Here is a 26,163-nt window from a genome sequence, read left to right on the forward strand (position 1 = left end):
CTCATCGACCAACTGCGCGCGGTGTACGTCCGCGCGAACCTGGGTTTCGACTTTGCGGCCTGGTCGCATCTGTGGAAGATCACCGAGGGGCTACCCGGTTGCAAGCGGCTGTACCTCACCAACGACAGCATCATCGGGCCGCTGGATGCCGAGCCATATCGGCAAATCATCCAGCGAGTCCGTGAGTCAAATGCCGATGTGGTGGGCCTGACCGAAGCGCCCCAGCCTCGCCCCCACCTTCAGAGCTACTTCCTTGCCGTGCAGGGAAAGGCATTGCGATCCAAGTTGTTTACGGGCTTCATCGACAACCTGTTGTGCCTGCCGACCAAGGACATGGTCATCGCGACCTACGAAACACGCCTGACCGGCTATCTGCGAGCCGCTGGGTTTCGCTGTGAATCCCTCTTCAGCGGCCCGATCCCGGGCGGACACACCGAAAACGATACCCACCACCGATGGGCTGAACTGATCAACTGTGGATTCCCGTTCATTAAGTCGAGCGTACTGACCCTCTACCATGACGACCCGCGGGTGCCATCCCTCGTGCCGGCAAAGTTTCGCGGCGGCTGAAACCGCCCGCCACTCTAGCCCCGGATGAGCACCGGAATCCGCCGCAGCATCAAGTACCAATAGGAGCAGAGGTAAGCGAGGGCAGGACGCCACAAGCCGAGCTTGCGAAGCTTGTTCGCTTGGCTTCGCACTCGCCGCTGCAAAGGCCACAGTTCCCTTTGCCCAGGACGCTGCACCAATTGTCGGCAGATCAGCTCGGGCAGGTCGTCGAGAAAAACGGTATCGACGCCCTTTGCACTCATTCCTGTTGCAGCGTAGTCCGAAACCACGACGTCCACCCACTGCGTCACGCGGGCAAAGGTCGCGCGCAAGTTGAAATGCCAATCGGCATAGAGCTTGTAGCGTTCGTCGAAACCACCAAAATCGTCGAAGAGGCTTCTTCGATAGAAAACGGCTTGTTGGCAGATGTTGGTTTCGACCATCCGACTGATGGGCAGCGGCCCGGCATAGCGTCCACCCGGAGGTACGCCGCAAAGGTTGACATCCATCATACGGACATCGCCGTACACCAACTTGGCTGGCCCGGCATCGGGCAGCAAAGCGGCGATCTGGTGGAAGGTCGAAGGCGCGTGAATCCGATCGTCGCTACCCAGCACGAGTAACCAAACGCCGCACGACAGACGCACACCGCGGTTGATCGCATCGTAGACGCCAGAATCTGGGCGCGAATCCACAACCAAATGCGGCAGCGATGAAGCAAAACTCTCGCCGATGCGCACGGTCTCATCAGACGACGAGCCGTCGCTCAAGATGACTTCAAAGTCGCGGAAACTCTGTGCGGCCAACGACCGAAGGGCCTCCCCCACCACCGCAGCACTGTTGTAAGTCGGCACGATCACCGAGATCAACACAGGCGCGTCTCGGTGCTCGGAGGAGGTCACAGCGCGATGCCCGCCGGCGGGCGCCCTCGCACACGGCGCTTGAAGCGATGGAACGCTTGTCGCATGCGCTCACCCGGCGTCCAGTCGATCGCTTTGTCGACATCTTCTCGGGCCACGAAAATGGCGTTGCCATGTACTGGAACCTGCGCGTTGATCGCCGCGAACTCGATGTTGACGAATCGTGGCGACAACAGTGCCTCCACATCGGTCATCGGCCGCGACGATTCATAGACAGCTTCGGTACTGACCTCAGCGTAGATCAGGCGCACATGGTTAAGCACAGAAGGGGGAAACGACTGCAGAACAAGGTACTCAGCACCCTGCACGTCGATGATCATCGTGTCGGGGCTCTTGAGGTGGTACTCGGCAAGCACCGAATCAAGCCGGCGCGTGGGAACCTCGATGGTCGTAGCCATCGTTACCTCGGGAAACAGCTCCTTGTGCGACCCCAATTTCAACAACGAACTGGATTGGCCCTCGTTGCTCGACACGTTGAATGTCGCGACACCGTCCACATCCGACACTGCCACCGGGAAGACTCTGATGCGACTGTCAGTACGGGCCAGCTGCCGCAACACCTCCAGTGGGCCCGGTTGTGGCTCGAACACATAGATGTGTCTCAGCGAGGGGAACAGGCGGTCGATCAACGGCAACTCGTCCAGGCGGTGCGCACCGATCACACACAGCACCTGCAACTCTTGCGAGAGCAGCCGACCTCGCAATGCGCGCATCAGATCGACATCGTAAAGGGGCGGTCCAGCAGGCAGGAATGAACGATTTGTCATGAGCTTGGAGACCATCGCGCGGCAAAGGGCCACTAACTGGCGCGCGATTGTAGGTTCGATTCCCACCGTCGATCTGCTGGCATGCCAAGGGCCGCAACGCCCGGGACTAAGGTCGTGTCGCTTTCTTGAGCTGAACAATCATGTGGTCTTCAAACAAGCCCGGTGCGCCGCGGGCCGAGGGTGGCACCTCGGGCGCTTCGGCTGAGCTCGGCCACCAGGAGGCCAACTTCTCGCGCAGCTTCGCCCGAATCGCCTTGCGATAGAAACGCCACTGCTGTCTGGTCAGGGAGCGAGCCTCCGGCTTGCTGTAGGCAAAGCGGCGCACATCGACCACATCGAGTCCAAGCGCCGCGCCGGCGCCGCGCGCCCACTCCTGGGTGATGAAGGAAATGTGCTCTGGAAAGCCGCAGTACCAATACAGGCCACCCGCGACACGCCAAGCCAGAGAATCCAGCGTTCCGGTCGAGATGATCAAAGTGCCGTCAGGCGCCAAGCGCTCAGCCAGCAGGGTCACAAAACTGCGGGGGTCTTCAACGTGTTCGATCACATCGACTGCCGTGATCACCTCGAAGCGCGTGGTCAACGCGACCAGGTCGCGGATCTTGGCAGCGACGATTTCCACGCCCCGTTTTCGCGCCGCGTCACACGCCGCCGCCGAAGCCTCCACACCAAAACGTTGGTACTGCGATCCGAGCGCTGCGAGTAGCACCCCGTCGTAACAGCCCACGTCGAGCACCTTGCCACCGGGACAGGCCGCTTCTATGCTCGACAACACGTGCTTCTGGTCGGTGCGCAAGGCATCAGAGACCCAGATCTGGCCAGATGCCCGCGCGTAAAGATTTTCGTATTCGGCCTCGGTGCGGATCGGGTGGCGAAACGCCAAATGGCATTGGCGGCATTGGTACAGCACCCCACCATCCCAGGGCGGATTCAGGCGGTGGCCGGCGAACACGTCGGCCGCAGGAATCAAGCCCAGCGACCGCAAACTGACGGCGCCACACTGCCTGCAAGGCAAATTTGCAGACGCCCTCTCAGGGCGATTGGTACGCGCCTTCAACATGCTCAGATCAACACAATGTCATAAGCCTCAGGCGACCCCGCCGTCTCGGCCTGCAACGAAATCGGCTTGCCGATGAAGTCGGAGAGGCCCGCCAGGTGCTGGCTCTCTTCATCGAGCAGCATCTCCACACCGCCGCCGAGGCGACGATGCGGAACTCCTTCGGGTTGAACTGACGGGCCTCGCGCAAGATCTCGCGCAGGATGTCGTAGCACACGCTGCGCGGCGTTTTCACCTGGCCCTTGCCTTCGCAGGTGGGGCAAGGCTCGCACAGCATGTGGGCGAGCGACTCGCGGGTGCGCTTGCGGGTCATCTCCACCAGGCCCAGCTGGGTGAAGCCGCTCACCGTGATCTTGGTGCGGTCGCGGGCGAGCTGTTTGCGCAGCTCGGCGAGCACCGTGGCCTGGTGCTCCTCGCGCGTCATGTCGATGAAGTCGATGATGATGATGCCGCCCAGGTTGCGCAGGCGCAGCTGGCGCGCGATCGACTGGGTGGCTTCAAGGTTGGTCTTGAAGATGGTGTCGTCGAAGTTGCGCGCACCGACATAACCACCGGTGTTCACATCGATGGTGGTGAGCGCTTCGGTCTGGTCGATGATGAGGTAGCCGCCTGACTTCAAATCGACTCGCCGCGCCAGGGCCTTGGCGATCTCTTCGTCGATGTTGTACAGGTCGAAGATCGGGCGCTCGCCCTTGTAGTGCGCAAGCTTGGCCGCCGAGCCGGGCGTGAACTCGGCACCAAAGGCCACCAGCTGGTCGTACTGCATGCGCGAGTCGATGCGGATCGACTGCGTGGCGTCGTTGGCCAGGTCGCGCAGCACGCGCTCGACCAGGCTCAGGTCCTGGTGCAACAGCGAGCCGGCGGGCGACTTGAAGCTGCGCTCGCGGATGGCGCCCCAGGTCTTGCGCAGGTAGGCAATGTCGTCGGCCAGCTCTTCGTCGGTTGCATCTTCGGCATTGGTGCGCAAGATGAAACCACCGCCGTTGTAGGCCGCACCGCTGCCCTCTTCCGGCTTGCCGGCCAGGGTGTTCATGCGGGTGCGCAATTGCTCGCGCAGTTCGTGCGAGCCGATCTTTTGCGAGATGCCGATGTGGTCGTCTTGCGGCAGGAACACCAGCATGCGACCCGCAATGCTGATCTGGGTGGACAAGCGCGCGCCCTTGGTGCCGATCGGGTCCTTGATCACCTGCACGGTGAGCGTCTGTCCTTCGAACACCAGGCGCTCGATCGGCAGCGGCGGGGCAGCACCCGGCCCGTGGTCGACGCGGCTGCCGGTGCTGCCGTTGACGTGCACGTCGGCCACGTGAAGGAAGGCGGCGCGCTCCAGACCGATGTCGATGAAGGCCGATTGCATGCCGGGCAACACACGCGCCACACGCCCGGCGTAGATGTTGCCGACCAGGCCACGCTCCAGAGTGCGCTCGACGTACAGGTCTTGCACGGCGCCGTTTTCGACCACGGCCACACGCGTTTCCTGGGGCGCCCAGTTGATGAGGATGTCTTGCATGGAGGACGGGTCTCTTGTGGACGCCGACAACGCGGCGCTAGAACTTCACGCCTGCTTGTCTCAGCAGCTGGGCCGTCTCGTACAGAGGCAAACCCATGATACCGGAGTAGCTTCCGTCGATATGGGCGATCCAGGCGGCGGCGTGGCTCTGGATGGCATAGGCGCCGGCCTTGCCGAAAGGCTCGCCGGACTGGATGTAGTCGGCGATCTGTTTCGCCGTGATCTGGGCGAAGCGCACGTGCGAAACGTTCACCGCCATCTCTTCGCGACGACCGAATGCCACCGCCACCGCAGTGATCACGCGGTGCGTGCGACCCGACAGCAACGACAGCGTGTGGTGCGCATCGGCGGCATCCAGCGGCTTGCCGAGGATGCGTCGCCCCAGGGCCACCGTGGTGTCGGAACAGAGGATGGGCGCGGTTGGCAGGCCTCGCGCTTTCCAGCGCTGGCGGGCGGCGTGCAGCTTGGCGCGCGTCACTCGCTCGACGTAGGCGGCCGGCAACTCGCCGGTTCGTTCGGCCTCGAGCGATTCGGCATCTTCCTCGGAGCCCGCCAACAGCAACTCGTGGCGCACACCGAGTTGCTGCAACAGCTGGCTGCGGCGCGGGCTCTGCGAAGCCAGGTAGATGAACTCGCTCATTCGCGGTGATAGGGGTGGTTGACCATCACCGTCCATGCGCGGTACAGCGCTTCAGCCAACAGCACACGCACAAAGGCATGCGGCAAGGTCAGGTCAGACAGGCGCAGCGTTTCGTCGGCGCTTTGTTTGAGCGCGGCGTCGAGCCCGTCAGGCCCGCCGATCACGAGGGCCACGTCACGGCCGTCGTGCATCCAGGCCTTCATGCGCGCCGACAGCTGGAGCGTGGTGAGCCGGTCGCCGCGCTCGTCGAGCACCACACGCCGCACGCCCTTGGGCAACGCGGCTTCGAGGCGTGTGGCCTCGGCGGCCATCAGTTGCTCGGGTGTTTTGGAGCCACGCGTTTCGGCCTTGACGGCTTTGAGCTCCAGGCGCATCTCGGGTGGGAAGCGCTTGGCAAAGTCGTCGTAGGCCGTTTCAGCCCAGCCGGGCTGGCGCTGGCCGACGGCGACCAGGAAGAGCTTCACCTCCGGGTCGGCGTCTTCTTGGCCGCGGCCTTCTTGGCGGGGGCTTTCCTGGCCGGTGCTTTGTTCGCCGCAGGTTTCTTGGCGGCAGCGGTGCTGCTCTTCTTCACCCCGACCGTGCGGGTGATGACCGCTTTGGCCGGTGCAGCCCGCTTGGCTGGCGCTTTCTTGGCAGGAGCCGCTCTTTTAGCCGGTGCGGCCTTGCTGGCGGGTGCGGCCTTCTTGGCTGCCACCTTTTTCGCCGGTGCAACCTTCGACGGTACAACCTTGGCCGGCGCCTTCTTGGCGGCGGCCTTCTTGGCGGCTGGCTTGGCCGGCTTGGCGGGTTCCTCGGCCTTCACCAGCCTGGCCGGTGCGGTGTCGATCTTGAGCTTGACGGGTTTGTCGCCCCAGATTTCTTCGAGGTGGTAGTAGTCGCGGATGGCGGGTTGCATCACGTGCACGACCGCGGCACCGCAGTCCACGATGATCCATTCGCCGTTGTCTTCGCCCTCGGTGCGCAACACCGGGAAGCCCTTGGATTTGACGGCATCGCGCACGCTGGCGGCCAGCGCCTTGGTTTGTCGGTTCGATGTGCCCGAGGCGATGACCACACGCTCGAAGAGCGGTGAGAGGTGCTCGGTGTCAAAGACCTGAATGCCTTGGGCTTTCACGTCTTCCAGACCATCGACGATGGCGCGTTGCAGTTTTCGGATGTCCATTCAGCTCCCAGAGGTCCCTCGGTAGAGGTGGTGTTGGTCAATATAGCCTGCCACGGCGGCGGGTACCAGATTGTCTATCCCTTGGCCCGCCACAACGCGCTCACGGATCTCGGTCGATGAAATATCCATCATCGGCAGAGCCACCACGCGGTGGGGCGCACTCTCCACGTCGGGGTGGGCTTGCGGGATCACGCTCGGCCGGTTGGCCACGGCCAGGGTCACGCGGGTCAGCAGCTCGCGCCAGTCGCGCCAGGTGTGCAGGCCGGCGTACTGGTCTTGGCCGAGGATCAGAAACCATTCGTTGCCGGGCTCGGCGGCCTGCAGCTCGCGCACGGTGTCGAGCGTGAAACTCGGGCCGCGGCGGGTCAGTTCGCAACGGTCAAGCACAAAACGCGGCTCGCCTTCGATCGCCAGGCGAACCATGGCCTCACGGTGCAGGGGCGACTCCAACTGCCGCGCCTTTTGCCAGGGCTGACCGGCGGGCACCCAGCGCACTTCGTCGAGCTGCATCTCTGACAAGGCCAGGCGCGCCAAGGCCACGTGGGCGCTGTGCACCGGGTCGAAGCTGCCGCCAAACAGGCCAATGCGCTTCAAACTCCTTCCCCGGCCCAATCGCGCGGGCGCAGAAAGTCGCTGTACAGGCTGGCCTCGGGCGTGCCGGCTTCGGGCGCCCAGTCGTAGCGCCAGGTGACCACCGGCGGCATCGACATCAGGATGCTCTCGGTGCGCCCGCCTGACTGCAGCCCGAACAAGGTGCCACGGTCGAACACCAGATTGAACTCGACATAGCGGCCGCGCCGGTAGGTTTGAAACTCACGCTCGCGCTCGCCATGCGGCAGATTTTTGCGGCGCTGCACGATGGGCAGGTAGGCGGCCACGAAGGCGTCGCCCACCGAGCGCATCAGCGCAAAGCTGGGCTCGAAACCACACTCGGCAAAGTCGTCGAAAAACACACCGCCGATGCCACGCGGCTCGTTACGGTGTTTGAGAAAGAAATACTCGTCGCACCACTGCTTGAAGCGCGGGTATTTGTCGGCGCCAAACGGCGCCAGCGCATCACGGTTCACCCGATGAAAGTGCTGCGCGTCTTCTTCAAAGCCGTAGTACGGCGTGAGGTCCATGCCACCACCGAACCACACCACCGGCTCGCGCCCCTCGGGCAAGGCGGCGAACATGCGCACGTTCATGTGCACCGTGGGCACATAGGGGTTGCGGGGGTGCATGACCAGCGACACACCCATCGCTTCGAAAGGCGCGCCCGCCAGCTCGGGCCGGTGCTGCGTGGCCGAGGGCGGCATGGCCGCGCCTTTCACATGCGAGAAGTTGCAGCCCCCACGCTCCAGCAGCTGGCCACCTTCGATCAGGCGCGACATGCCGTCACCTTGCAGCCGCTCACCGGGCGGGCGCGTCCAGCTGTCGGTGATGAAGGGCTCGCCACCTTCAGCCTCCATCGCGCCGATGATGCGGTCTTGCAAGCCCAGCAGGTAGAGACGGACGTCGTGAGTGTTCATGTCATCAGTACAGCGAAATGCGCGACTGGAGGGTCACTTTCGAATCGCCCGGTGGCCGATGTCACGGCGGAACTGCGCCCCGTCGAACTGGATGTCTTGCAACACCTCGTAGGCGCGCGCCTGGGCCATCTTGACCGAGTCGCCGAGCGCGGTGACACACAGCACGCGGCCGCCCGAGGTGACCACGCTGCCCTGCTGCGTCACGGTGCCGGCATGGAACACCACCGCATCGGCACTCTCGGCAGGCAGGCCAGTGATCTGGTCGCCCTTGCGCGGGTTGAGCGGGTAGCCAGCCGCGGCCATCACCACGCCCAGCGCCACGCGGCGGTCCCATTGCAGCTCGATCTGGTCGAGCGTGCCGTCTGTTGCGGCCATGAAGACGTCGAGCAGGTCGGTCTTGAGCCGCATCATGATGGGCTGGGTTTCGGGGTCACCCATGCGGGTGTTGAACTCCAGCGTCTTGGGCACACCTTGCTCGTCGATCATCAGCCCGGCGTACAAGAAGCCGGTGAAGGGGATGCCGTCTTTGGCCATGCCTTCGATGGTCGGCAAGATGATGTCTTGCATCGCCTTGGCATGCACGTTGGGCGTGACCACCGGCGCGGGCGAGTAGGTGCCCATGCCGCCGGTGTTGGGGCCCTGGTCGCCGTCTTGCAGGCGTTTGTGGTCTTGGCTGGTGGCCAAGGGCAGCACGTTCTTGCCGTCGCACAGCACGATGAAGCTGGCTTCTTCGCCTAGCAAAAACTCTTCGATCACCACCCGCGCACCACCAGCGTTGTGTTGCACGCCAAGCTTGTTGTCTTTGGCGTCACCCGCCAGCATCCAGTCGACAGCCTCGTGCGCTTCAGCGAGCGACATGGCAACCACCACGCCCTTGCCCGCCGCCAGGCCATCGGCCTTGATGACGATGGGCGCACCCATCTTGTCGACGTAGGCGTGCGCGGCAGCGATGTCGGAGAAGGTCTCGTACGCCGCCGTGGGGATGGCGTGGCGCTTCATGAAGTCTTTGGCGAAGGCCTTGGAGCTTTCAAGCTGCGCGGCCGCCTTGGTGGGACCGAAGATGCGCAAGCCACGTGCACGAAACTCGTCAACCACACCGGCCGCCAGCGGCGCTTCGGGGCCGACCACGGTGAGGCCGATCTTCTCGGCCTGGGCAAAGTCGGCCAGCGCCTTCACATCGGTGATGGCCACGTTGTTCAGGTGGGGGCTCAACTCGGTGCCGCCATTGCCTGGTGCCACATAAACCATCTGCAACTTGGGCGACTGGGCCAGCTTCCAGGCGATGGCGTGCTCACGGCCGCCGGAGCCGATGACTAAAACTTTCATGCGTTGATCACCCCGTTGTGGAAGACCTCTTGCGCGTCGTCCAGGTCTTCGAGCACATCGAGCAGCTTTTGCATGCGCTCGGCGTCTTCACCGGCCAGCTCAATGGTGTTTTCGGCACGCATGGTCACCTCGGCCATCTCGGGCTTGAGACCGGCGGTTTCGAGCGCGGCTTTCACCGCCTCGAACTCGGGCGGTGACGACAGCACTTCGAGCGAACCGTCGTCGTGGGTCACCACGTCATCGGCGCCGGCTTCGAGTGCCACTTCCATCACCTTGTCTTCATTCGTGCCCGGCGCAAACAGCATCTGGCCCACATGCTTGAACTGGAACGCCACCGAACCTTCGGTGCCCAGGTTGCCGCCGTATTTGCTGAACGCATGCCGCACCTCGGCCACGGTGCGCACCTTGTTGTCGGTCATGCAATCGATGATGACGGCTGCGCCGCCAATGCCGTAACCCTCGTAGCGAATCTCTTCGTAGTGCACACCTTCGAGGTTGCCGGTGGCCTTGTCGATGTTTTTCTTGATGGTGTCTGACGGCATGTTGGCCGCCTTCGCCTTCTCGACGGCCAGGCGCAAGCGCGGGTTGTCTTTCACGTCGCCGCCGCCCTGGCGCGCCGCGACCATGATTTCACGGATGACGCGCGTCCAGACCTTGCCGCGCTTTTCGTCCTGGCGGCCCTTTCGGTGCTGGATGTTGGCCCACTTGGAATGTCCCGCCATGAAACGAAGCTCCGTCTGCTGTGTCGCGGCGCGAGAGTGCACCGCTTATTCAATACACTGCGATTTTACGTGTCTGCCCAGGGAGCATTTTCATGGCCGAGCCCATTCTCATCGCCAAGCACGACAAGATTGAGTGCTTCCTGCTCCCTGCCCTGGCCAACCGCCATGGCCTGATCACCGGCGCCACTGGCACCGGCAAGACCATCACCCTGCAAACCCTGGCTGAAAACTTCAGCCAGCGCGGCGTGCCGGTCTTCATGGCCGACGTGAAGGGCGACCTGACCGGCATCAGCCAGGCAGGCAAGATCAGCGACAAGCTGGCCGCGGTGCTGAAAGAACGTGGGCTCGACACCCCCGTCTCGGCCGCATGCCCCAGCACCCTGTGGGACGTGTTCGGTGAAAACGGCCACCCGGTGCGCGCCACCGTCACCGACATGGGCCCGCTGCTGCTCGCACGCATGCTGGCGCTCAATGAAACCCAGGCCGGCGTGCTGAACCTCGTCTTCAAGATTGCCGACGACAACGGCATGCTGTTGCTCGACCTGAAAGACCTGCGCGCCATGCTGCAACACGTGGGCGAAAACGCGAGCCAGTTCACCACCGAATACGGCAACGTGAGCGCGGCCAGCGTGGGCGCCATCCAGCGCGGGCTGCTGCAGATCGACGAACAGGGCGGCGACAAGTTCTTCGGCGAGCCGATGCTCAACATCAGCGACTTCATGCAAACCGTCGATGGCCAAGGCGTGATCAACATCCTCAGCGCAGACAAGCTGATGAACTCGCCGCGCCTGTACGCCACCTTCTTGCTGTGGATGCTGTCCGAGCTGTTCGAGCAGCTGCCCGAGGTGGGCGACCTTGAGAAGCCCAAGCTGGTGTTCTTCTTCGACGAGGCCCACCTGCTGTTCAAGGAGGCACCCACCGCCCTGGTCGAGCGCATCGAGCTGGTGGTGCGCCTGGTGCGCAGCAAGGGCGTGGGTGTGTACTTCGTGACGCAGAACCCGCTAGACATTCCCGACACCGTGCTCGCCCAGCTGGGCAACCGGGTGCAGCACGCGCTGCGCGCCTTCACACCGCGCGACCAGAAGGCGGTGAAGGCGGCAGCGAGCACCATGCGCGCGAACCCGCCGCTGGACATCGAAACCGCCATCACGGAGCTGGCCGTGGGCGAAGCGCTGGTGAGCTTTCTGGACGCCAAGGGCCGACCCTGCGTCACCGAGCGGGTGTTCGTCATCCCCCCGGGCAGCCAGATCGGCCCCATCACACCCGAGCAGCGCAAGGTCTTGCTCGCCAGCTCGCTGGTGGCCGGCGTGTATGAAAAAACGGTCGACCGCGAATCGGCCTACGAGACGATCAAGGGCCGCACCAACGTCAGCGCTGATCAAGCGCAAGAGGCCAAGACGCAGGTGGGCAAGGCCCCGACCGCAAAAGAAAGCTCGGGCGGCATGATGGGCGGCCTGAACGACGTGCTCTTCGGCACCACCGGCCCGCGCGGCGGCAAACAAGACGGCTTGGCTCAAACCCTCGCCAAATCGGCCATGCGCACCATGGGCTCGACGGTGGGCCGCGAGATCATCCGCGGCGTGCTGGGCGGCATCTTCGGCGGCGGAAAGAGGCGCTGAACGTGCCTATGGCATCACGCTTAGCTTGACGCCAGGCAAGGCCGTCACACGCGCCTGCTTGCTCACGGCAGTGATCACGCCGCCGCTGAAGTAGCTGGCCGATGTGTCAGGCTCCAGCGCCGCCACCACCAGGCTGGCGAGAGGTTGTGTGAGCGGCACGTAGTAGCTGCCCTCGGGCACGTCGAGCAAGACCGGGGTGGTCCTGATCTCCGATTGCACGCCGGCATAACTCTCGCCCTGCACCACGCCCTTGGCCATCGCCTGCTCGACCCGCACGCCCAGCAGCCGCAGGCGCGCCACGGCGTCGGCTTGGTCGGCATCGAGCCAGTAGCCGCAGGGGCGCTTGCGCACCTTCAGTTCACGCAACACCAGGGCCGAGTCCCAGTTGACGGTGAGGCTCTTGTCGGCGCCCGTGGTGGGGTCGAGCATCTGCAGCGTGTACTCGGTGGCCGTGGGGGCGGCCTCCACCACCACCTGGCCCTTGCAAGCCTGCGCGCTCACGTCGGCGTCGACGTACTGGCGCAGCTTCAGCAGGTCGCCGCCGCGCTGCGCGGCGTTTTGCAGCACGCTGGTCATCGCGACCACCTGGGTGTGAACACGGCGCTTGAGGTGCGTGCGGCCCAGCCCCCCGCCGCGTGTTTCGATCACGAGACTGACCGTGTTTTTCAGGCCTTGCACGTTGCGCCCGCTGTCGGCGAGCGCGCCGCCCATCGAGAGCCGTTTGTCGGCCGGGTCGTTCGTGGTGCCGTGAGCCCATTGCGCGCTCAAGCCATGCAGCTTGAAGCTGGCGAACAAGGGCTCCTTGAACCACTCATCGGCCGCCTTGCTGAAAAAGGCCGGCAGGTTGGCGGTGCTTGCGTACTGCACTTGGGCGTCGTCGCGCTGCACCGCACCAAACTTCTGCACGTAAACCCCGCTGACCGCGTATTCACGCGCCTCGGCCACCACCAGCGGCTGGTAGTCGCGCACCAGCTGGGCCAGTGCCCGGGCCTCGGGGGTGTTGAGCAACAGGTGGTCGCGGTCGATGTCGACACCGTTGGCGCTGGCGCGCTGGCCCGCCTGCGCACCGTCGGGGTTGGCGCGTGGCAGCACCACCACGTTGACGCGGTCGAGCAGGCTTTGCAAACGGCCGCGCGTGAGCTCTTGCGCCAACACGATCAGCGCTTCACTGCTGGCGGGCTCATCGCCGTGCTGCTGGCCCAGCAGCAGCACCAGAGGCCGGCCGCTGCGCTGCAGCGAAGCGGGCGTGACGTCGGCATTGCGCGAGAACACCAAGGCCTCGATCGGCACCCCGCTTTGAGACGTGCCCAGATTGAGCAGGCGCACGACGCTGGGCGCATCACGCACCAGACCGCGCAGCACGCCCTGCAGTTCGGCATTGCTGGTGAAGTCGTTGCGGCCGGCTTGCAGCGCCGGCGTGCGGTAGTTCATCACCGGGTCCGGGAAGCGTGCCGCCACGGCATCGCTCAAGGGCGCAGGCGGCGGCGCTGTCGGGGTGGCCACGGGGGCTGGCACCGAGGGCACCGGGGCCGGTGGCGCAGCGGGTTGCGGTGGCGTGCCGCAGGCCAGCAGGCCGGCCACGCTCAAGAAGGCCGTGGCCCAACGCATCGCCGGACGTAAAGAGGCCTGAAACATTCGTGTCTCCGCAACCGTGGGGCGTCGACTATAGCCACCTGTCACCTGCGTTTCGCGCCGCGTCGGGTGCATTTCACGCACGCCATCGGCATTTCGTCGCGCCGGCATCGCGGCCGTTGGCACAGCTCGGCACAGTGGCGCCCAGACCCATGCCGCACAGTAGACTGACCCACCTCGCCAGCCCCACCATGTCGCACCCCACCGAACGCGCTTCCGACTTCTTGCGCCATGGGCTGATCGTGGTGGCCTTCAACGTTGTCATCGCGGTGGGCCTGACGCTGCGCAATGGCGACGCGGTGCTTCAGATGGTCTATTCACAGGCCATCGGCCTGAGCATCTGGGCGTGTGTGGACTTCGGGCGCTTTGCCTTCAAGCGCGACCCAGCCAGCAACTGGCCTCTTGGCTGGCGCCGGTGGGTGCTTTTGGTCATCGCCACCCCCGTGGGCTACGTCATTGGCGCGACGGTGGGTGATGCCGTTTGCGGTTGCTCGAGATGGGAGCTTCTGCTGGGCAACCCGCGCTTGTTCTCTGCGTATCTGTTTCTGTCGGTGTCGATCAGCGTTGGCATCAGCTACTTCTTCTACAGCCGCGGGCGCACGCAAGGCCTGGAGCAACTGGTCGCCACTGCCCAGCGCGACGCGGCCGAAAACCAGCTCAAGCTGCTGTCGTCGCAGCTCGAGCCGCACATGCTCTTCAACACGCTGGCGAACCTGCGTGTGCTGATCGGCATGGACCCGCAACGCGCACAGATGATGCTCGACCACCTGGTCTCGTTCATGCGCTCCACGCTGACGGCCTCGCGCAACATGCTGCACCCGCTGGCCGACGAGTTCGCGCGCATTGACGACTACCTCGCGCTGATGAAGATCCGCATGGGCGAACGCCTGCAGACCGAGGTGGCCTTCCCCACCGATCTGGGCGAGTTGGCCGTGCCCACCCTGCTGCTGCAGCCGCTGGTTGAAAACGCCATCAAGCACGGCCTGGAGCCGCACGTCGAGGGCGGTCACCTGCGGGTGGGTGCGCTCCGCGAGGGCCATGACCTGGTGCTGAGCGTGCGCGACACCGGCACGGGCCTGTCGGCCGTGGCCAACGACGGCACGCACTTCGGCGTGAACCAGGTGCGCGAGCGCCTGTCCACGCTCTACGGGCCCGCGGCCACGCTCACGCTCAGCACGCCTGACGATGGCGACGGCGGCACGCTGGCCACCGTTCGCATCCCCCTGAACCGAACCGTGTGAGCAACGCACCCGAAGGCACGCACGCCATGAACGCCACCGCCCTCATCGCCGAAGACGAACCCCTGCTGGCCGCGCACCTGAAGGCCGAGCTGCTGCGCCTGTGGCCCACGCTCCACGTGGTGGCCACCGTCGGGCACGGTGAAGCGGCGGTGCAGCAGGCGCTGGCGCTGCGGCCGAGCATCCTTTTTCTCGACATCCGCATGCCGGGGCTGAGTGGCCTTGAAGCCGCCCATGCGCTGGCCGAAGACTGGCCCGAAGGTGAGCCCTTCCCGCTGGTGGTGTTCGTGACGGCGCACGACCAGTACGCGCTCGAAGCCTTTGACCGCGCAGCCGTCGACTACGTGCTCAAACCCATCTCGCCCGAGCGCCTGGCGCAGACCTGCACCCGCCTGCAGCAGGCGTTACGCCAGCGCGAGCAAACCCCTGTGCCAGACGGCGCACTCGATGCCGCGTTGACGCAGCTGCGCGGCCTGCTGGGCGCGTCGGCACCGGCGGGCAATGTGCCCAAGCTCAGCGTGATCCAGGCTGGGGTGGGTGCGGCCATCCACATGGTGAAGGTCGACGAAGTGCTGTACTTCGAGGCGGCCGACAAATATGTACGCCTGGTCACGCCGGATCGTGAGCACCTCATTCGCATCTCGCTGCGCGAGCTCTTGCCGCAGCTCGACCTGCAACGCTTCTGGCAGATCCACCGCGGCACGGTGGTGCGCGCCGACGCGGTGGCCACCGCCGTGCGCGACGAATCCGGCAAGCTCACCCTGAGCTTGCGCGGCCATGCCGACAAGCTGGCGGTGAGTCGGCTATACGCCCACCTCTTCAGGGCGATGTGATGAGCCGCCCGGATCTGCCTTCCGACAGCATCGAAGCGCGCGCCACACGCCGTGTGCGCAAGAAACTGGGCTTCTACATCCATGCCCTCGTGTTCGTCCTGGTGAACCTGGGGCTTTTCATCGCCAGCGAACTCACCGGCCGCCATCGCGGGCCGGTCTTCATCTGGGGCTGGGCCCTGGGCCTTGCGATCCACGGCCTGTTCACCTTTGTCAGCCTGCAAGGCGAAGGGGTGCGCGAACGCATGATCCGTGAAGAAATCGAGCGCATGAAGCGCGACAAGAAGTAGAGGTATCCTCCGGCGCGCACCCGTGCGGGGCCAGTGGCCTGACGATGCGTGCTCACTCGCAGTGCATGTCGCCGGCAGAGCGCGACATTTCACACGCGACACCCGTTCACGACGGGGCGCTTTCGCTGGCGCGCTTCCTGCACCCTGCCAGCGCTTCACTCACACAACTCACTCAACATGCTTCCCTTGCGCTCTGTTCACTTCCGTTCCGTATTGGTTTGCGCGTCATTGGCTGGCGCATTGGCCCTGACCGGTTGCGACCGCATCCCCGACACCGTCAAGATCGGCGTCGCCCAACCCCTGACCGGCCCACTCGCGGCGCTGGGCAACGACATGAAGAACGGCGTTCAACTCGCCGTCGACGAGCTCAACGCCCAAGGCTTCAAGATCGACGGCAAACCCGTCAAGCTCGAAGTGGTGGCTGTCGACGACAAGGCCAATGCCGAAGAGGGCGCTCGGGTCGCCCAGACCCTGGTAGACGCCGGCGTGGTGGCGGTGGTGGGCCACCTGAACTCGGGCGTGAGCATGGCTGCCGCTCCGATCTACGCCAAGAACGACATCGCCCAGCTTGCCATCTCGACCAAGCCCGAATACACCCAGCTCGGCCTCTCGACCACGCTGCGCATGGTGGCCAACGACGCCCTGCAGTCGAAGGCCCTGGGCTCGTACGCGGCCGGCCTGGCGGGCGGCAACAAGTTTGCGGTGGTCGACGACAACACGCCCTACGGCAAGGGCCTGGCCGACCTGGCCGCGGCCGAGATCGTGAAGGCCGGCAAGCCGGTCACGCTGCGCCGGTCGTTCGACGACAAGACCACCGACTTCAGCACCCTGGTGCCCGAGCTCAAGGCGGCGGGGGTCGATGTGTTCGTCACCACGCTGGCCGACTTTCAGGTCGGCGCGCTGATCGAACAACTCGTCAAGGCTGAGCTCGGCAACATGGTGATCATCGGTGGCGACACCATCAAGACGACCAAGATGGCCACCATGGCCAAAGGCGTGCGCATGGTGTACGCCACCTCGCCCATCATCGACGCCGCCGAATTCCCCGCCGGCCCGCCGTTCCTGGCGAAGTTCACCGCCGCCTTCAAGGCCGACCCGGTCTACGGCGCGCACTACGCCTACGACGCCACCTATGTGCTGGCCGCGGCCATGCGCCGCGCCGAATCGGCCAATCCCAAGAAGGTGACCGCCCAGCTCAAGGTGATCGATGCGCTGGCTCCGGTCACCAACAACATGCGCTTCCGGGAAGACGGCGAACAGAAATACGGCGCGGTGAGCATCTACCGGGTGACCCGGGGGGTGTGGGAGACCGTGACCCGCAGCTCCAACTGGTAAAGGCGAGCCGAATCAGGGGGCGCCCGCTGTGCGCGGCGCCCCCGGTCTCGCGATGCCGCTAGATTTCAGTGGTGCTGGCGACGGTCATCGCGGCGATCGTCCCTGCGATCGTCACGTCGGTCGTCGCGGCGGTCATCCTGGCGGTCGTAGCGGTCATGGTGGCGATAGTGGTGGCGATAGTGGCCATGACCATGCCGGTAGTAGGGCACCGCATAACCGCTGCGAACCATCACCGGCGGGCCGTAGTGATGCGGCGCATACACCGGCTCAGGGCGGTAAACCACCACGGGAACGGGCTGGTACACCACCACTGGCTGAGGCTGCACGTAAACCGGGCGCGGTTCGTAATAGCTCGGCGCATTGGAAATCACGGTGCCCACGTGCGGCAGGTTGATGCCCACGGACCAGTGCACGTCGCCAGCGTGGGCGGTGCCGGCGGCCAGGGTGCCCAGGGCAATCAGGCCAGCGGCAAAAGCGGATTTGCGGTTGAACATGGTGTGCTCTCCTTCAAAGAGCCGGCAGCAATTGGCCGGTCTGAGCACACAACGGGCCGAGCGCCCGAGCCGTTCACAAGAGGTAGGTAAAGCCTTTGTTGCTGTTTGTAAAGCACACGGGCTCGCTGCTCAAGGTTTCTCGCCTTTCTGGGCGAGCTCGACCATGGCCTGCAGGTCGGCCAGCTCGGTGAGCACCTCGAACTGGAAACCCGCACGCCGGCCCGGCCGGCTGCTCAGCATCAGCTCACGAAAGTGCGCGGGCAAATCGGCCGGCCTCTCCCAGGCTGCACACAGCTGGTTGACGATGTGCGGGTGGCGGCGCGCGGTGGCCAAGGGCTGGTAACGCGGCGGCAGGCGCGCCAACCAAATGTGGGCCTCGGGCGTGAGTGTGGTGGCCTGCGGCTTGCGCTGTGGGTACGGTGTGGGCGGCACACGGCGCGGCGGGATGGGGTCGTCGAAAAACTCCGAGGGCGTGGTCGTCGCCCACAGGCTGTTGGTGCTGGTCGGCCCTGCTTCGTCGGGCGGTGGCGAGTGGTTCATGACGCGATTGTTCGAGCAGATCGGCGTGGGCCCAATACCCCTCGCCCACCCAGCCAGGGGGGGCGGCGCGAAGATAGAAGCGGGCCCCGTGCGAAGGGTCACGCCACCGCGCAAGCGAGCCCTCGCAAGGGGTGCGGACTACAATCTTTTTCTGCTGGTTCCGCCAGCCTCCTGAACAAAGAAGCGCCCTGCATGAGCGACGATAAAAGCCACACCCCCAGCAATTTCTTGCGGCAGATCATCGAGCGCGACTTGGCCCAGGGCACCTACGCCAGCCGCCACTTCGCCGGCACGCCGGGCGACGCCGCCCACCACGCTGCGGGCCCTCTGGACGCTGCCAAGATCCGCACCCGTTTCCCGCCCGAGCCCAACGGCTACCTGCACATCGGCCACGCCAAGAGCATTTGCCTCAACTTCGGCCTGGCACGCGACTACGGTGGCGTGTGCCACATGCGCTTCGACGACACCAACCCCGAGAAGGAAGAGCAGGAGTACGTCGACTCCATCCTCGACGCGGTCACGTGGCTCGGCTTCGACTGGCAGCAAAACGACACCAGCCACCTCTTCTACGCCAGCAACTACTTCGACTTCATGTACCGCGCGGCCGAGGCGCTCATCGGCGCCGGCCTGGCCTATGTGGACGAGCAGACGCCCGACGAGATGCGCCACAACCGCGGCGACTTCGGCACCCCCGGCACCAACAGCCCGTTTCGCGCCCGCGCGCCAGCCGACAACCTGGCGCGCTTTCGCGAGATGCGCGACGGCCGGCACGCCGACGGCGCGATGGTGCTGCGCGCCAAGATCGACATGGCCTCGCCCAACATCAACCTGCGCGACCCGGCTCTCTACCGCATCAAGCGCGCCACCCACCACAACACCGGCGACACCTGGTGCATCTACCCGATGTACACCTTCGCGCACCCGATCGAAGACGCGCTCGAAAACATCACCCACAGCATCTGCACGCTCGAGTTCGAAGACCAGCGCCCCTTCTACGACTGGCTGCTCGATCAGCTCTGCACACTCGGCCTGCTGGCTCAGCCACGCCCGCACCAGTACGAATTTGCGCGCCTCAACCTCACCTACATCGTCACCAGCAAACGCAAGCTCAAACAACTGGTCGATGAAAAACACGTGAGCGGTTGGGACGACCCGCGCATGCCCACCATTGCGGGCCTGCGCCGCCGTGGCTACACGCCCGAGAGCCTGCAACTGATGGCCGAGCGCAGCGGCGTCAGCAAGGCCGGCGGCTGGATCGACTACAGCTCGCTCGAGATCGCGCTGCGTGACGACCTCGACCCCAAGGCTGCACGCGCCTGCGTGGTGCTCGACCCGCTCAAGCTCAAGCTCAGCAACTTTGCCGAGCTGTTTGGCAGCGACTCGCACCAAGAGCCCTGCCACGCCCCGGTGCACCCGGGCCACCCCGAGCGCGGCCAACGCCAGTTCAGCTTCACGCACGAGCTGTGGGTCGAGCGTGACGACTTCATGGAAGTGCCGGTGAAGGGTTACCAGCGCCTCTACCCGGGCAACAGGACGCGCCTGAAATACGGTTATGTGATCGAGTGCACCGGCTGCGAGAAAGACGCGCAAGGCCACATCACCGCCGTGCTCGCGCAGATCGTGCCCGACACCAAGAGCGGCACACCCGGCGCCGATGCGATCAAGGTGAAGGGTGTGATCACCTGGGTCAGCGCCAGCACCGGTGTGCCCGCCGAAGTGCGCCTGTACGACCGCTTGTTCACCGAAGCCCAGCCCGACGCGGGCGGGCGCGACTTTTTGAGCGTGCTCAACCCGGGTAGCAACAAGGTCGTCACCGCCATCGTCGAGCCGGGGCTGGCCTCGGCTCGGGCTGACGAGAAGTTCCAGTTCGAGCGCCACGGCTACTTCGTCGCCGACCGGCACGACCACGCGCCGGGCAAGCTGGTGTTCAACCGCGCGACGACGCTGAAAGACGCCTGGAGCAAATAGGCCGCGGGCAAAACTCCGCTCGGGCTGAGCCTGTATTCCCGATCGCCCTGAGCTTGTCGACGGGAGCCTGCACCCTGCTGTGCGTACCCTTCGACAGGCTCAGGGCGAACGGATGCTTTCAGGCGGGCTCGGGGCCTGATCTCTGGGGGGCTTCACCCTTGCGGCGCTTCTTCTTGGCCACGCGTTCGGCATCGAGCACCTCACCCGCGGCCAGCCAGGCGGCATATTCCTCGGGCGTTTCGAGCGTCACACGCCCCAGGCTGCCGGCGCGCAGGTCGTAGACCACCACCTCGGCGGCCTTTTGCAGGTTGATGCGCCCACCGCTTTGCAGGGCGCCACGCTTGCGGCCGATCTCGGCCAGCAAGGCCTCGTCGTCCAGCCCCGCCACCGCGTCGAGCTTGTAGCGCTCGGCCAGCCCCGCCGGGTAGTGCTGCTTCAGGTAGTTCAGCAGCTCGAGCGCCACCTCTTCTTCGCTGAACGCATTGCGCCCCACGGCCCCGCTGGCCGCGAGGTTGTAGCCGCTCTTCTCCACGATGATGCGCGGCCACAGCATGCCGGGCGTGTCGAACAGGTAGAAGTCGCTGGCCAGCACGATGCGCTGCTCGACCTTGGTGATGCCGGCTTCGTCGCCCGTCTTGGTGGCCTTCTTGCCCGTGAGGGTGTTGATGAGCGTCGACTTGCCCACGTTCGGGATGCCGCAGATCAACACCCGCAGCGGCTTGGCCATGCCACCGCGCAGCGGTGCAAGGGCGCGGCAGGCGTCGATCAGGCGCTGTGCGGGCGCGGTCTCCGAGGCGTCGAGCCCGATGGCGCGGGTGGCCGGCAAGTTGTTGTAGTGGGCCAGCCAGGCCAGGGTCTGGACCGGGTCAGCGAGGTCTTGTTTGTTCAAGAGCTTGAGCTTGGGCCTGCTGCCGGTCAGTTCGGCCAGCAGCGGGTTGGCGCTCGATCCGGGCAGGCGCGCATCGAGCAGCTCGATGACCACGTCCGTCTCTTTGATGCGGTCGGCAATGGCCTGACGCGTCAGGTGCATGTGACCGGGGAACCACTGGATCGCCATAGGGTGCCGTTCGTCATAGTTTGCGGAAAACGCTCGCCACGGCGGCAGGCGTCAAATCAGCGGCGCGCAAGGCATCGGCAAAGGAGTCCATCCAGTCGGTGGGCCCCGCCACGGCCGACGCTGCCGATGCGGCCTGCACCACCGGAGCCGCCGAGGCTGCGGCAATCGGCGCCGTGACAGATGTCTGGGGATCGCTGCGGTGCCTGAAGAAGGTGTACAGCGCGGCCGGAAAGCCGATGAAGAAGGTGGCGACGGCCAGTGGGGAGTTTGATCGACCCACCTTGAAACTCAGCCAGATCTGGGAGGCAATGACAAAACCCAGCGATAACAACAACCACCTCATCTGTACCGCCCTCCATCACTGCCACGCGACTCGAGCGCCGCGGCGTGATTGTCTCAGAGGGGGTGCAGCCTAACGCCTCAGTGCAGGTCGCTCAGCTGAACGGCCGGTGCCGAATATTCCCGGCCGACGACGGCTCGGGCATACAGGTAATTGTCTCGTGCACGCTCGCTGAGCGAGTCGAGGATCACGTGACCGCCTGCGTCGCAGGGGAAAGTCAAGGCCCGGCCCTCATGGAAGAGCGACTTGAAACGAAGCTCGTAGAGAGCAGCGGGCTGAAAAGAACCGAAATTTGTATTCATGGCAACGATCTCCTGCTGCGCTGATGGCTGACTGTGATGACAACGTGAGAAAGAGCTTAGGGGTTGACCGGGTTGAAGTCCCTCAGCGGGTGTCTCTCTGTCATGTCCCAAATGGGATGTGACAACTGTAGGAATTCATCCGACAGAACGCATGTGACTTATGACCTTTCGCAGGCCCCTCATTCGCGTGGGGCGCGCCGTGTCTGCGCGCTAGCGAAACACCGTGGGGGAGCGCTCAGTACTCGGAGGGAGGCCCCGGCTGGCTGTCACCCGCCACCAGCGTGTTGCCCATGCCGAGCAGTTCGCGGGCGCGCTGCAAGTTGAGCAACTGGTCGCGCGAGCGCCGCGGGTGGGCTCGGTCACGTTCGATCTCCCACACCAGCTTGATCAGCTCTTTGTGGGTGGTCGCCACACGCACACGCCCGACCGCAAAGGACGAGAACAGCAGCGAGTCGCGGCGCAGCGTGTCGAGCAGCAGGTCGCGCACGTATTGCAAGCGCTGCTCGTCGGTCATGCTGGGCGCGGGTCGCGCATGGTCGGCCACCTTGAACGGGGTCTCGCGCGCCTGCTGCACCCAGTCGGGCACACGAGGTGTCTCCGACAAGACGACCTCGGGCTCCTGGTAGCGCGGCAGTGCAGCGGGCCGGGGCGCGGCAGCCGGCGGCGCCGCCGGCACGGGGATGGTCGCCACGGCAATGACGGGCAGGCCGTGGGCCGGGCTGATCTCGACCTCGGCCACCTGGGTAATCGGCTCGTCTCCAAAACCGTCGGCGTCAACTTCAGGTTCTTCGGCCAATGCACCGCTCGGCGTGAGCGCGGGCTCAAGCAAGACATCGAGTTCGACGCTGGTCAGCTTCGGCGTGTCCAGCGCGCCCGGAATGGTTTCGGTGGGTTCGGGCGCCGCCATGTCCTCGGGAATCTCGACCAGGCCCATGCGCACCAGCTCTTCGAAGTGGCTGGTCTGGGCACCGGCCTTGTGGGCCATGCCCAGCACTTCACCGAGTGGCCGCCGGCCGTCCACCAGCAGCAAAACCGTGCGGTAACGCTGGCCCAGGCCGCGCGTGCGGTGGCGCAGTTCATCTTGGCCGAGTGGCGTCTTGACGGGGGCAGAAATCGTGGTCATCGGTAGAGGGCAAGCGAACGATTGTCGCGCGACTGGGAAACGCCGGGTAACCGCCCGCCGGGCGGCCCGCGCCGGCTATCTGATCGCCCGATCGACCTTCAGCCGGGCCACCGGGTCGGCCCGGCGCTCGGCCCGTCCCGTCTGCACAAGCAGCGCGCTGTTCAAGGATCAGCGCTGGCTGCGCGCCTTGCGGCCGTCGACCTCGGACAGCTGCTGCTTGAGCAGCAGCATCAGCACACGCGCGGTTTCTTCACTGAAGCTGAGCGTGGTGCTGGGGTTGTCATCGCCACGGGCGGTGATGGGCAGCACCAGGGCGTCGATGCGGGCCTCAATGAGGCCATTGCGGTTGCCCATGGCCTTGACTTTTTGCAGCTCGATCTGGAAGGTCTTCACAGGGGCCTCCTGAGTGTGGAAAGCACTCAGGGTAGCGCAACGCCCAGGCTATGTCTGACGCCGCCTCGACAGCAGAAACAGAACGCCGCCCGCCAGCAGCCAGCCGGCGACCGGCGCCCAGGCGAGCACGGGCTGTGCGCCGGGGTCTTTTTGCCATTCGACGGCAAGCACGGCCATGCGCCCCAGTGCCGCCAGCGCAAGCACCGACGACAAGGCCCCGCCAAAGCGCCCTTCGCGGCCCGTGTGACCCAAGGCCAGCGCCACCGAAAACGCGCTCATCAAGAGGCCGGCCCAGGCCGCACCGGCCATCCATTGAGCAGCGATCAACTGCTGCAGGCCGCTGGCCTGGTGCGCCCACAAGGACGCCAAGGCCGCGCCCAGGCCCGCCACCGCCATCACCTGCCAGCCGCCAAAGCGCTTGGTCGCCCAGCTGGCCGGCAGCATGGCCAGGTTGAAACCGATCCAGAACACCGGCGCCAGCCACTGCAGGTCGGCCGGCTTGGCAAAGCGCAGGTACAGCGGTGTGCTGTTGATGAAGGTGTGCAGCTGGAAGGCCGCGGCCGCGAACACCGCCGCCATCAGGAAGCCGATGGCCGCCGGCGCGCCATGAGGCTGGCGCTCAGGTGGCTTGGCGCTCTTGGCGGGCACCGGCTGGCTCGCCAGGGCCCGCTCGGCCGCGACGATGCCCCAGGTCGCCAGGGCGAGGGCCACGCTGGACAGCAGAAACGGCCCGCGCGGGTCGAGGTCACGCAGCACGACGCTCAGGTAAGGCGAGATCGCGCTCGCCACGCCCAGGCCGAGCATCGACAAACCCACCAGCCACGGTTGCTGCGGTTTGGCGGCATGCCGCCCCACCAGCGTGAGCGGTGGCGCACGCAAGGCCGATGAGGTGATCGACCACAACACCACGATGCCCAGGAAAAGCGGCGCCGAGCCCGAAGGCGCCACCAGCGGCAAGGCCAGAAAGGCGGCGCATGAGATCAGCGTGATCGCCAGCACGATCCGGCCCAGGCGCCCGACCACCCGCACCGCACGGTCGCTCGCCACACCCATCGCATAGTCGGCCAGCACGAAGATGATCTGGTCGAGCATCAGCACGTAGATCACCGCGCTTTTGGGGATGCCCACCTTCGCGGCCAGCTGCGGCAGGAAGATCACGTAGACCGTCCACGACAGTGCAAAGAAAAACTGGATGACGGCCAGGTGCAGGCCGATGCGGTGCGCGCTCATGGAGACCTTCAGGGTCGAAGAGACAGGCACGAGCATAGCCAGTCGATCGTGGGTAGCATCGGCGCCCATGAACCTCATCTACGTCGCCGACCCCATGTGCTCGTGGTGCTATGGCTTCGCCAGGCCGCTCGACGAGCTGCTGGCCGAGCCAGGCTCCGCCGCACCGTTGCAACTGGCCTTGGTGATGGGCGGGCTGCGCCCTTTCACCACCGAACCCATGGCCCCAGGCCGCGCCGACGAGCTCGCCGGCCACTGGCACCACGTGGCCGAGGCGAGCGGCCAGCCCTTTGCACCCGCGCCGCATGCTGCCCTGCACGACCCCGCCTTTGTCTACGACACCGAGCCCGCGAGCCGCGCGACCGTCACCGTGCGCACCCATTGGCCCAAGCTGGTGTGGCGCTACCTCAAGGCGGTGCAACACGCGTTTTATGCCGAGGGCAAGAACGTGACACAAGCCGAGGTGCTGGCCGACGTGGCCGTGGCGATGGGCATCCCGCGTGCCGATTTCGCCAAGGCCTTTGCGTCGCAGGAGATGCGAGACGCCACGCTGGCCGACTTTGCGCAATCTCAGGCCTGGGGCATTCGCGGCTTCCCGGCACTGATCGCCGAACACGGCGACCACCTGCACCTGGTGGGCCGGGGTTTCATGCCGATCGATGCGCTGCGCCAGGCGCTGCAGGTGACGCACCACTGAGGCTCAGGGCTGCGTCGCCATCTGCTGCAGCCGGCTTTCCATCTCGCGCGGGTCGTTGACGGTGCGCAGCGCCATGTAGGCGGCTTGCGCCTCGGGGTGGTGGCGGCGCAGGTAGTTGAGCCACTGCTTCAGGCGACCGGCACGATGCCGTGGCACCACATGGTGGCCCACCAGTTGCCAGAAGACCTGCATCAAGGGCAGCAGCTCAGGCCACGACACCACCCGGCCGGGCGAAGCGATGGCCAGCGCCAGGCCGGGGTCGCTCACCATGCCCCGGCCGAGCATCAGCATGTGGCAACCCGATGCCTCGCGGCAACGCTGTGCATCGTCGACATTCCAGATCTCGCCGTTGGCGACGACGGGGATGGGCAGCGCCTCGCGAATCTCACGGACGCGCTCCCAATACGCAGGCGGCCGGTAGCCATCGGCGCGGGTGCGAGCGTGCACCACCAGCTCTTGCGCGCCGCCCGCATGCAGTGCCTGCGCGCATTCGAGCGCACGCGATGCGTCGTTGAACCCCAGCCTCATCTTGGCCGACACCGGCATCGAAGCCGGCACCGCGCGGCGTACCGCCGACATGATGCTGTGCAACAAGGGCGGGTCTTGCAGCAAGGCCGCGCCACCGCCATGGCGGTTGACCACCTTGGCCGGGCAACCGAAGTTGAGGTCGATGCCGGCCGGCCCGAGCGCCGCCAGCTTGGCCGCGTTTTCGGCCAGGCACACCGCGTCGGAGCCCATCAGCTGCGCACGCACCGGCACACCCGCTGGTGTGCACCCACCGTTGAGCAGCTCGGGCAACACGCGCACGAACGCGCGGTCGGGCAAGAGCGTGCCGGTGACGCGGATGAACTCGGAAACACAGCGGTCGATGCCCCCCACCCGCGTGAGGATGTCGCGCAGCGTGTAGTCGAGCAGGC

The 26,163-nt window shown here is 65.4% G+C and carries 28 protein-coding genes and 1 pseudogene; 8 read left to right on the top strand and 21 right to left on the bottom strand.

Annotation, left to right across the window (positions count from 1 at the left end):
• On the top strand, positions 1-570 hold a 570-nt coding region (locus tag RMO40_RS10560), incomplete at its 5' end, for a rhamnan synthesis F family protein (protein ID WP_309720326.1).
• 14 nt (positions 571-584) lie between these two features.
• On the opposite strand, the gene RMO40_RS10565 is transcribed toward RMO40_RS10560, so the two are convergent.
• The 11 genes and pseudogenes from RMO40_RS10565 to RMO40_RS10615 form a co-directional block, all read right to left on the bottom strand.
• On the bottom strand, positions 585-1,409 hold the full coding sequence (locus RMO40_RS10565; RefSeq protein ID WP_309720409.1) for a glycosyltransferase: 825 nt from the start codon (positions 1,407-1,409) through the stop codon (positions 585-587).
• A gap of 38 nt (positions 1,410-1,447) precedes the next feature.
• A complete protein-coding gene (locus tag RMO40_RS10570) occupies positions 1,448-2,251 on the bottom strand; it encodes an FkbM family methyltransferase (protein WP_309720328.1) in 804 nt (267 codons plus the stop codon).
• Between the two features lie 91 nt (positions 2,252-2,342).
• Positions 2,343-3,206, bottom strand: a complete 864-nt coding sequence (locus RMO40_RS10575) for a methyltransferase domain-containing protein (RefSeq protein ID WP_309720331.1) — start codon at positions 3,204-3,206, stop codon at positions 2,343-2,345.
• 92 nt (positions 3,207-3,298) lie between these two features.
• A pseudogene (rng, locus tag RMO40_RS10580) lies at positions 3,299-4,800 on the bottom strand (ribonuclease G).
• A 37-nt stretch (positions 4,801-4,837) separates the two neighbouring features.
• Positions 4,838-5,440: a Maf family nucleotide pyrophosphatase gene (locus tag RMO40_RS10585; RefSeq protein WP_309720334.1), complete on the bottom strand. Its 603-nt coding sequence runs from the start codon at positions 5,438-5,440 to the stop codon at positions 4,838-4,840.
• Positions 5,437-5,904: a 23S rRNA (pseudouridine(1915)-N(3))-methyltransferase RlmH gene (gene rlmH / locus RMO40_RS10590; RefSeq protein ID WP_309720337.1), complete on the bottom strand. Its 468-nt coding sequence runs from the start codon at positions 5,902-5,904 to the stop codon at positions 5,437-5,439. Before rlmH ends, RMO40_RS10585 begins: the two co-directional genes overlap by 4 nt.
• Positions 5,901-6,602 (bottom strand): ribosome silencing factor, encoded by a 702-nt coding sequence (gene rsfS / locus RMO40_RS10595; protein ID WP_309720340.1) that lies wholly within the window; start codon positions 6,600-6,602, stop codon positions 5,901-5,903. The genes rlmH and rsfS overlap by 4 nt, the downstream gene beginning before the upstream one ends.
• A complete protein-coding gene (gene nadD / locus RMO40_RS10600; protein WP_309720344.1) occupies positions 6,603-7,196 on the bottom strand; it encodes a nicotinate-nucleotide adenylyltransferase in 594 nt (197 codons plus the stop codon). It abuts the gene before it with no gap.
• A complete protein-coding gene (hemF, locus tag RMO40_RS10605; RefSeq protein ID WP_309720347.1) occupies positions 7,193-8,113 on the bottom strand; it encodes an oxygen-dependent coproporphyrinogen oxidase in 921 nt (306 codons plus the stop codon). Before hemF ends, nadD begins: the two co-directional genes overlap by 4 nt.
• Before the next feature lie 33 nt (positions 8,114-8,146).
• Positions 8,147-9,439, bottom strand: coding sequence for a phosphoribosylamine--glycine ligase (gene purD, locus RMO40_RS10610; protein ID WP_309720350.1), 1,293 nt, complete (start codon positions 9,437-9,439; stop codon positions 8,147-8,149).
• Positions 9,436-10,161 (bottom strand): YebC/PmpR family DNA-binding transcriptional regulator, encoded by a 726-nt coding sequence (locus RMO40_RS10615; RefSeq protein WP_309720353.1) that lies wholly within the window; start codon positions 10,159-10,161, stop codon positions 9,436-9,438. The genes purD and RMO40_RS10615 overlap by 4 nt, the downstream gene beginning before the upstream one ends.
• A gap of 92 nt (positions 10,162-10,253) precedes the next feature.
• Here RMO40_RS10615 and RMO40_RS10620 point away from each other — a divergent pair, with 92 nt between their 5' ends.
• Complete coding sequence (locus RMO40_RS10620) at positions 10,254-11,780, top strand: helicase HerA-like domain-containing protein (protein ID WP_309720356.1); 1,527 nt, start codon at positions 10,254-10,256, stop codon at positions 11,778-11,780.
• Between the two features lie 6 nt (positions 11,781-11,786).
• On the opposite strand, the gene RMO40_RS10625 is transcribed toward RMO40_RS10620, so the two are convergent.
• Positions 11,787-13,415, bottom strand: coding sequence for a M14 family zinc carboxypeptidase (locus RMO40_RS10625; RefSeq protein ID WP_309720359.1), 1,629 nt, complete (start codon positions 13,413-13,415; stop codon positions 11,787-11,789).
• Positions 13,416-13,564: 149 nt separating this feature from the next.
• On the opposite strand from RMO40_RS10625, the gene RMO40_RS10630 reads away from it, so the two are divergent.
• The 4 genes from RMO40_RS10630 (at position 13,565) to RMO40_RS10645 (ending at position 17,105) form a co-directional block, all read left to right on the top strand.
• Positions 13,565-14,653, top strand: coding sequence for a histidine kinase (locus RMO40_RS10630; RefSeq protein ID WP_309720362.1), 1,089 nt, complete (start codon positions 13,565-13,567; stop codon positions 14,651-14,653).
• A 26-nt stretch (positions 14,654-14,679) separates the two neighbouring features.
• Positions 14,680-15,483: a LytTR family transcriptional regulator DNA-binding domain-containing protein gene (locus tag RMO40_RS10635; RefSeq protein WP_309720365.1), complete on the top strand. Its 804-nt coding sequence runs from the start codon at positions 14,680-14,682 to the stop codon at positions 15,481-15,483.
• Positions 15,483-15,770: a 2TM domain-containing protein gene (locus RMO40_RS10640; protein ID WP_309720368.1), complete on the top strand. Its 288-nt coding sequence runs from the start codon at positions 15,483-15,485 to the stop codon at positions 15,768-15,770. Before RMO40_RS10635 ends, RMO40_RS10640 begins: the two co-directional genes overlap by 1 nt.
• Positions 15,771-16,010: 240 nt before the next feature.
• Entirely contained in the window at positions 16,011-17,105 is a 1,095-nt protein-coding gene (locus RMO40_RS10645; RefSeq protein ID WP_309720371.1) for a branched-chain amino acid ABC transporter substrate-binding protein, read from the top strand.
• 65 nt (positions 17,106-17,170) lie between these two features.
• On the opposite strand, the gene RMO40_RS10650 is transcribed toward RMO40_RS10645, so the two are convergent.
• On the bottom strand, positions 17,171-17,599 hold the full coding sequence (locus RMO40_RS10650; protein WP_309720374.1) for a hypothetical protein: 429 nt from the start codon (positions 17,597-17,599) through the stop codon (positions 17,171-17,173).
• A gap of 129 nt (positions 17,600-17,728) precedes the next feature.
• On the bottom strand, positions 17,729-18,139 hold the full coding sequence (locus RMO40_RS10655) for a hypothetical protein (protein WP_309720377.1): 411 nt from the start codon (positions 18,137-18,139) through the stop codon (positions 17,729-17,731).
• A gap of 192 nt (positions 18,140-18,331) precedes the next feature.
• On the opposite strand from RMO40_RS10655, the gene RMO40_RS10660 reads away from it, so the two are divergent.
• A complete protein-coding gene (locus RMO40_RS10660; protein WP_309720381.1) occupies positions 18,332-20,107 on the top strand; it encodes a glutamine--tRNA ligase/YqeY domain fusion protein in 1,776 nt (591 codons plus the stop codon).
• A gap of 118 nt (positions 20,108-20,225) precedes the next feature.
• Here the strand turns inward: RMO40_RS10660 and ylqF are convergent, their stop codons facing one another.
• From ylqF to RMO40_RS10690, 6 genes are all read right to left on the bottom strand, one after another.
• Positions 20,226-21,164, bottom strand: coding sequence for a ribosome biogenesis GTPase YlqF (ylqF, locus tag RMO40_RS10665; RefSeq protein WP_309720384.1), 939 nt, complete (start codon positions 21,162-21,164; stop codon positions 20,226-20,228).
• A gap of 13 nt (positions 21,165-21,177) precedes the next feature.
• A complete protein-coding gene (locus tag RMO40_RS10670) occupies positions 21,178-21,507 on the bottom strand; it encodes a hypothetical protein (protein ID WP_309720387.1) in 330 nt (109 codons plus the stop codon).
• A 77-nt stretch (positions 21,508-21,584) separates the two neighbouring features.
• Positions 21,585-21,806 carry a hypothetical protein gene (locus tag RMO40_RS10675; protein WP_309720390.1) on the bottom strand — a complete coding sequence of 74 codons (222 nt, stop codon included), beginning with the start codon at positions 21,804-21,806 and terminating at the stop codon, positions 21,585-21,587.
• Between the two features lie 235 nt (positions 21,807-22,041).
• Positions 22,042-22,929, bottom strand: a complete 888-nt coding sequence (locus RMO40_RS10680; RefSeq protein WP_309720393.1) for a hypothetical protein — start codon at positions 22,927-22,929, stop codon at positions 22,042-22,044.
• Positions 22,930-23,097: 168 nt separating this feature from the next.
• Positions 23,098-23,322 (bottom strand): hypothetical protein, encoded by a 225-nt coding sequence (locus RMO40_RS10685; protein WP_309720396.1) that lies wholly within the window; start codon positions 23,320-23,322, stop codon positions 23,098-23,100.
• Between the two features lie 48 nt (positions 23,323-23,370).
• A complete protein-coding gene (locus tag RMO40_RS10690; RefSeq protein WP_309720400.1) occupies positions 23,371-24,552 on the bottom strand; it encodes an MFS transporter in 1,182 nt (393 codons plus the stop codon).
• 67 nt (positions 24,553-24,619) lie between these two features.
• Here RMO40_RS10690 and RMO40_RS10695 point away from each other — a divergent pair, with 67 nt between their 5' ends.
• Positions 24,620-25,246, top strand: a complete 627-nt coding sequence (locus tag RMO40_RS10695; protein ID WP_309720403.1) for a DsbA family protein — start codon at positions 24,620-24,622, stop codon at positions 25,244-25,246.
• Between the two features lie 3 nt (positions 25,247-25,249).
• Here the strand turns inward: RMO40_RS10695 and RMO40_RS10700 are convergent, their stop codons facing one another.
• Positions 25,250-26,161 (bottom strand): tRNA-dihydrouridine synthase, encoded by a 912-nt coding sequence (locus RMO40_RS10700; RefSeq protein WP_309720406.1) that lies wholly within the window; start codon positions 26,159-26,161, stop codon positions 25,250-25,252.
• Between the last annotated feature and the right edge of the window lie 2 nt (positions 26,162-26,163).

This window comes from Rhizobacter sp. (genome assembly GCF_031412075.1).
Lineage (GTDB): Bacteria > Pseudomonadota > Gammaproteobacteria > Burkholderiales > Burkholderiaceae_C > Rhizobacter.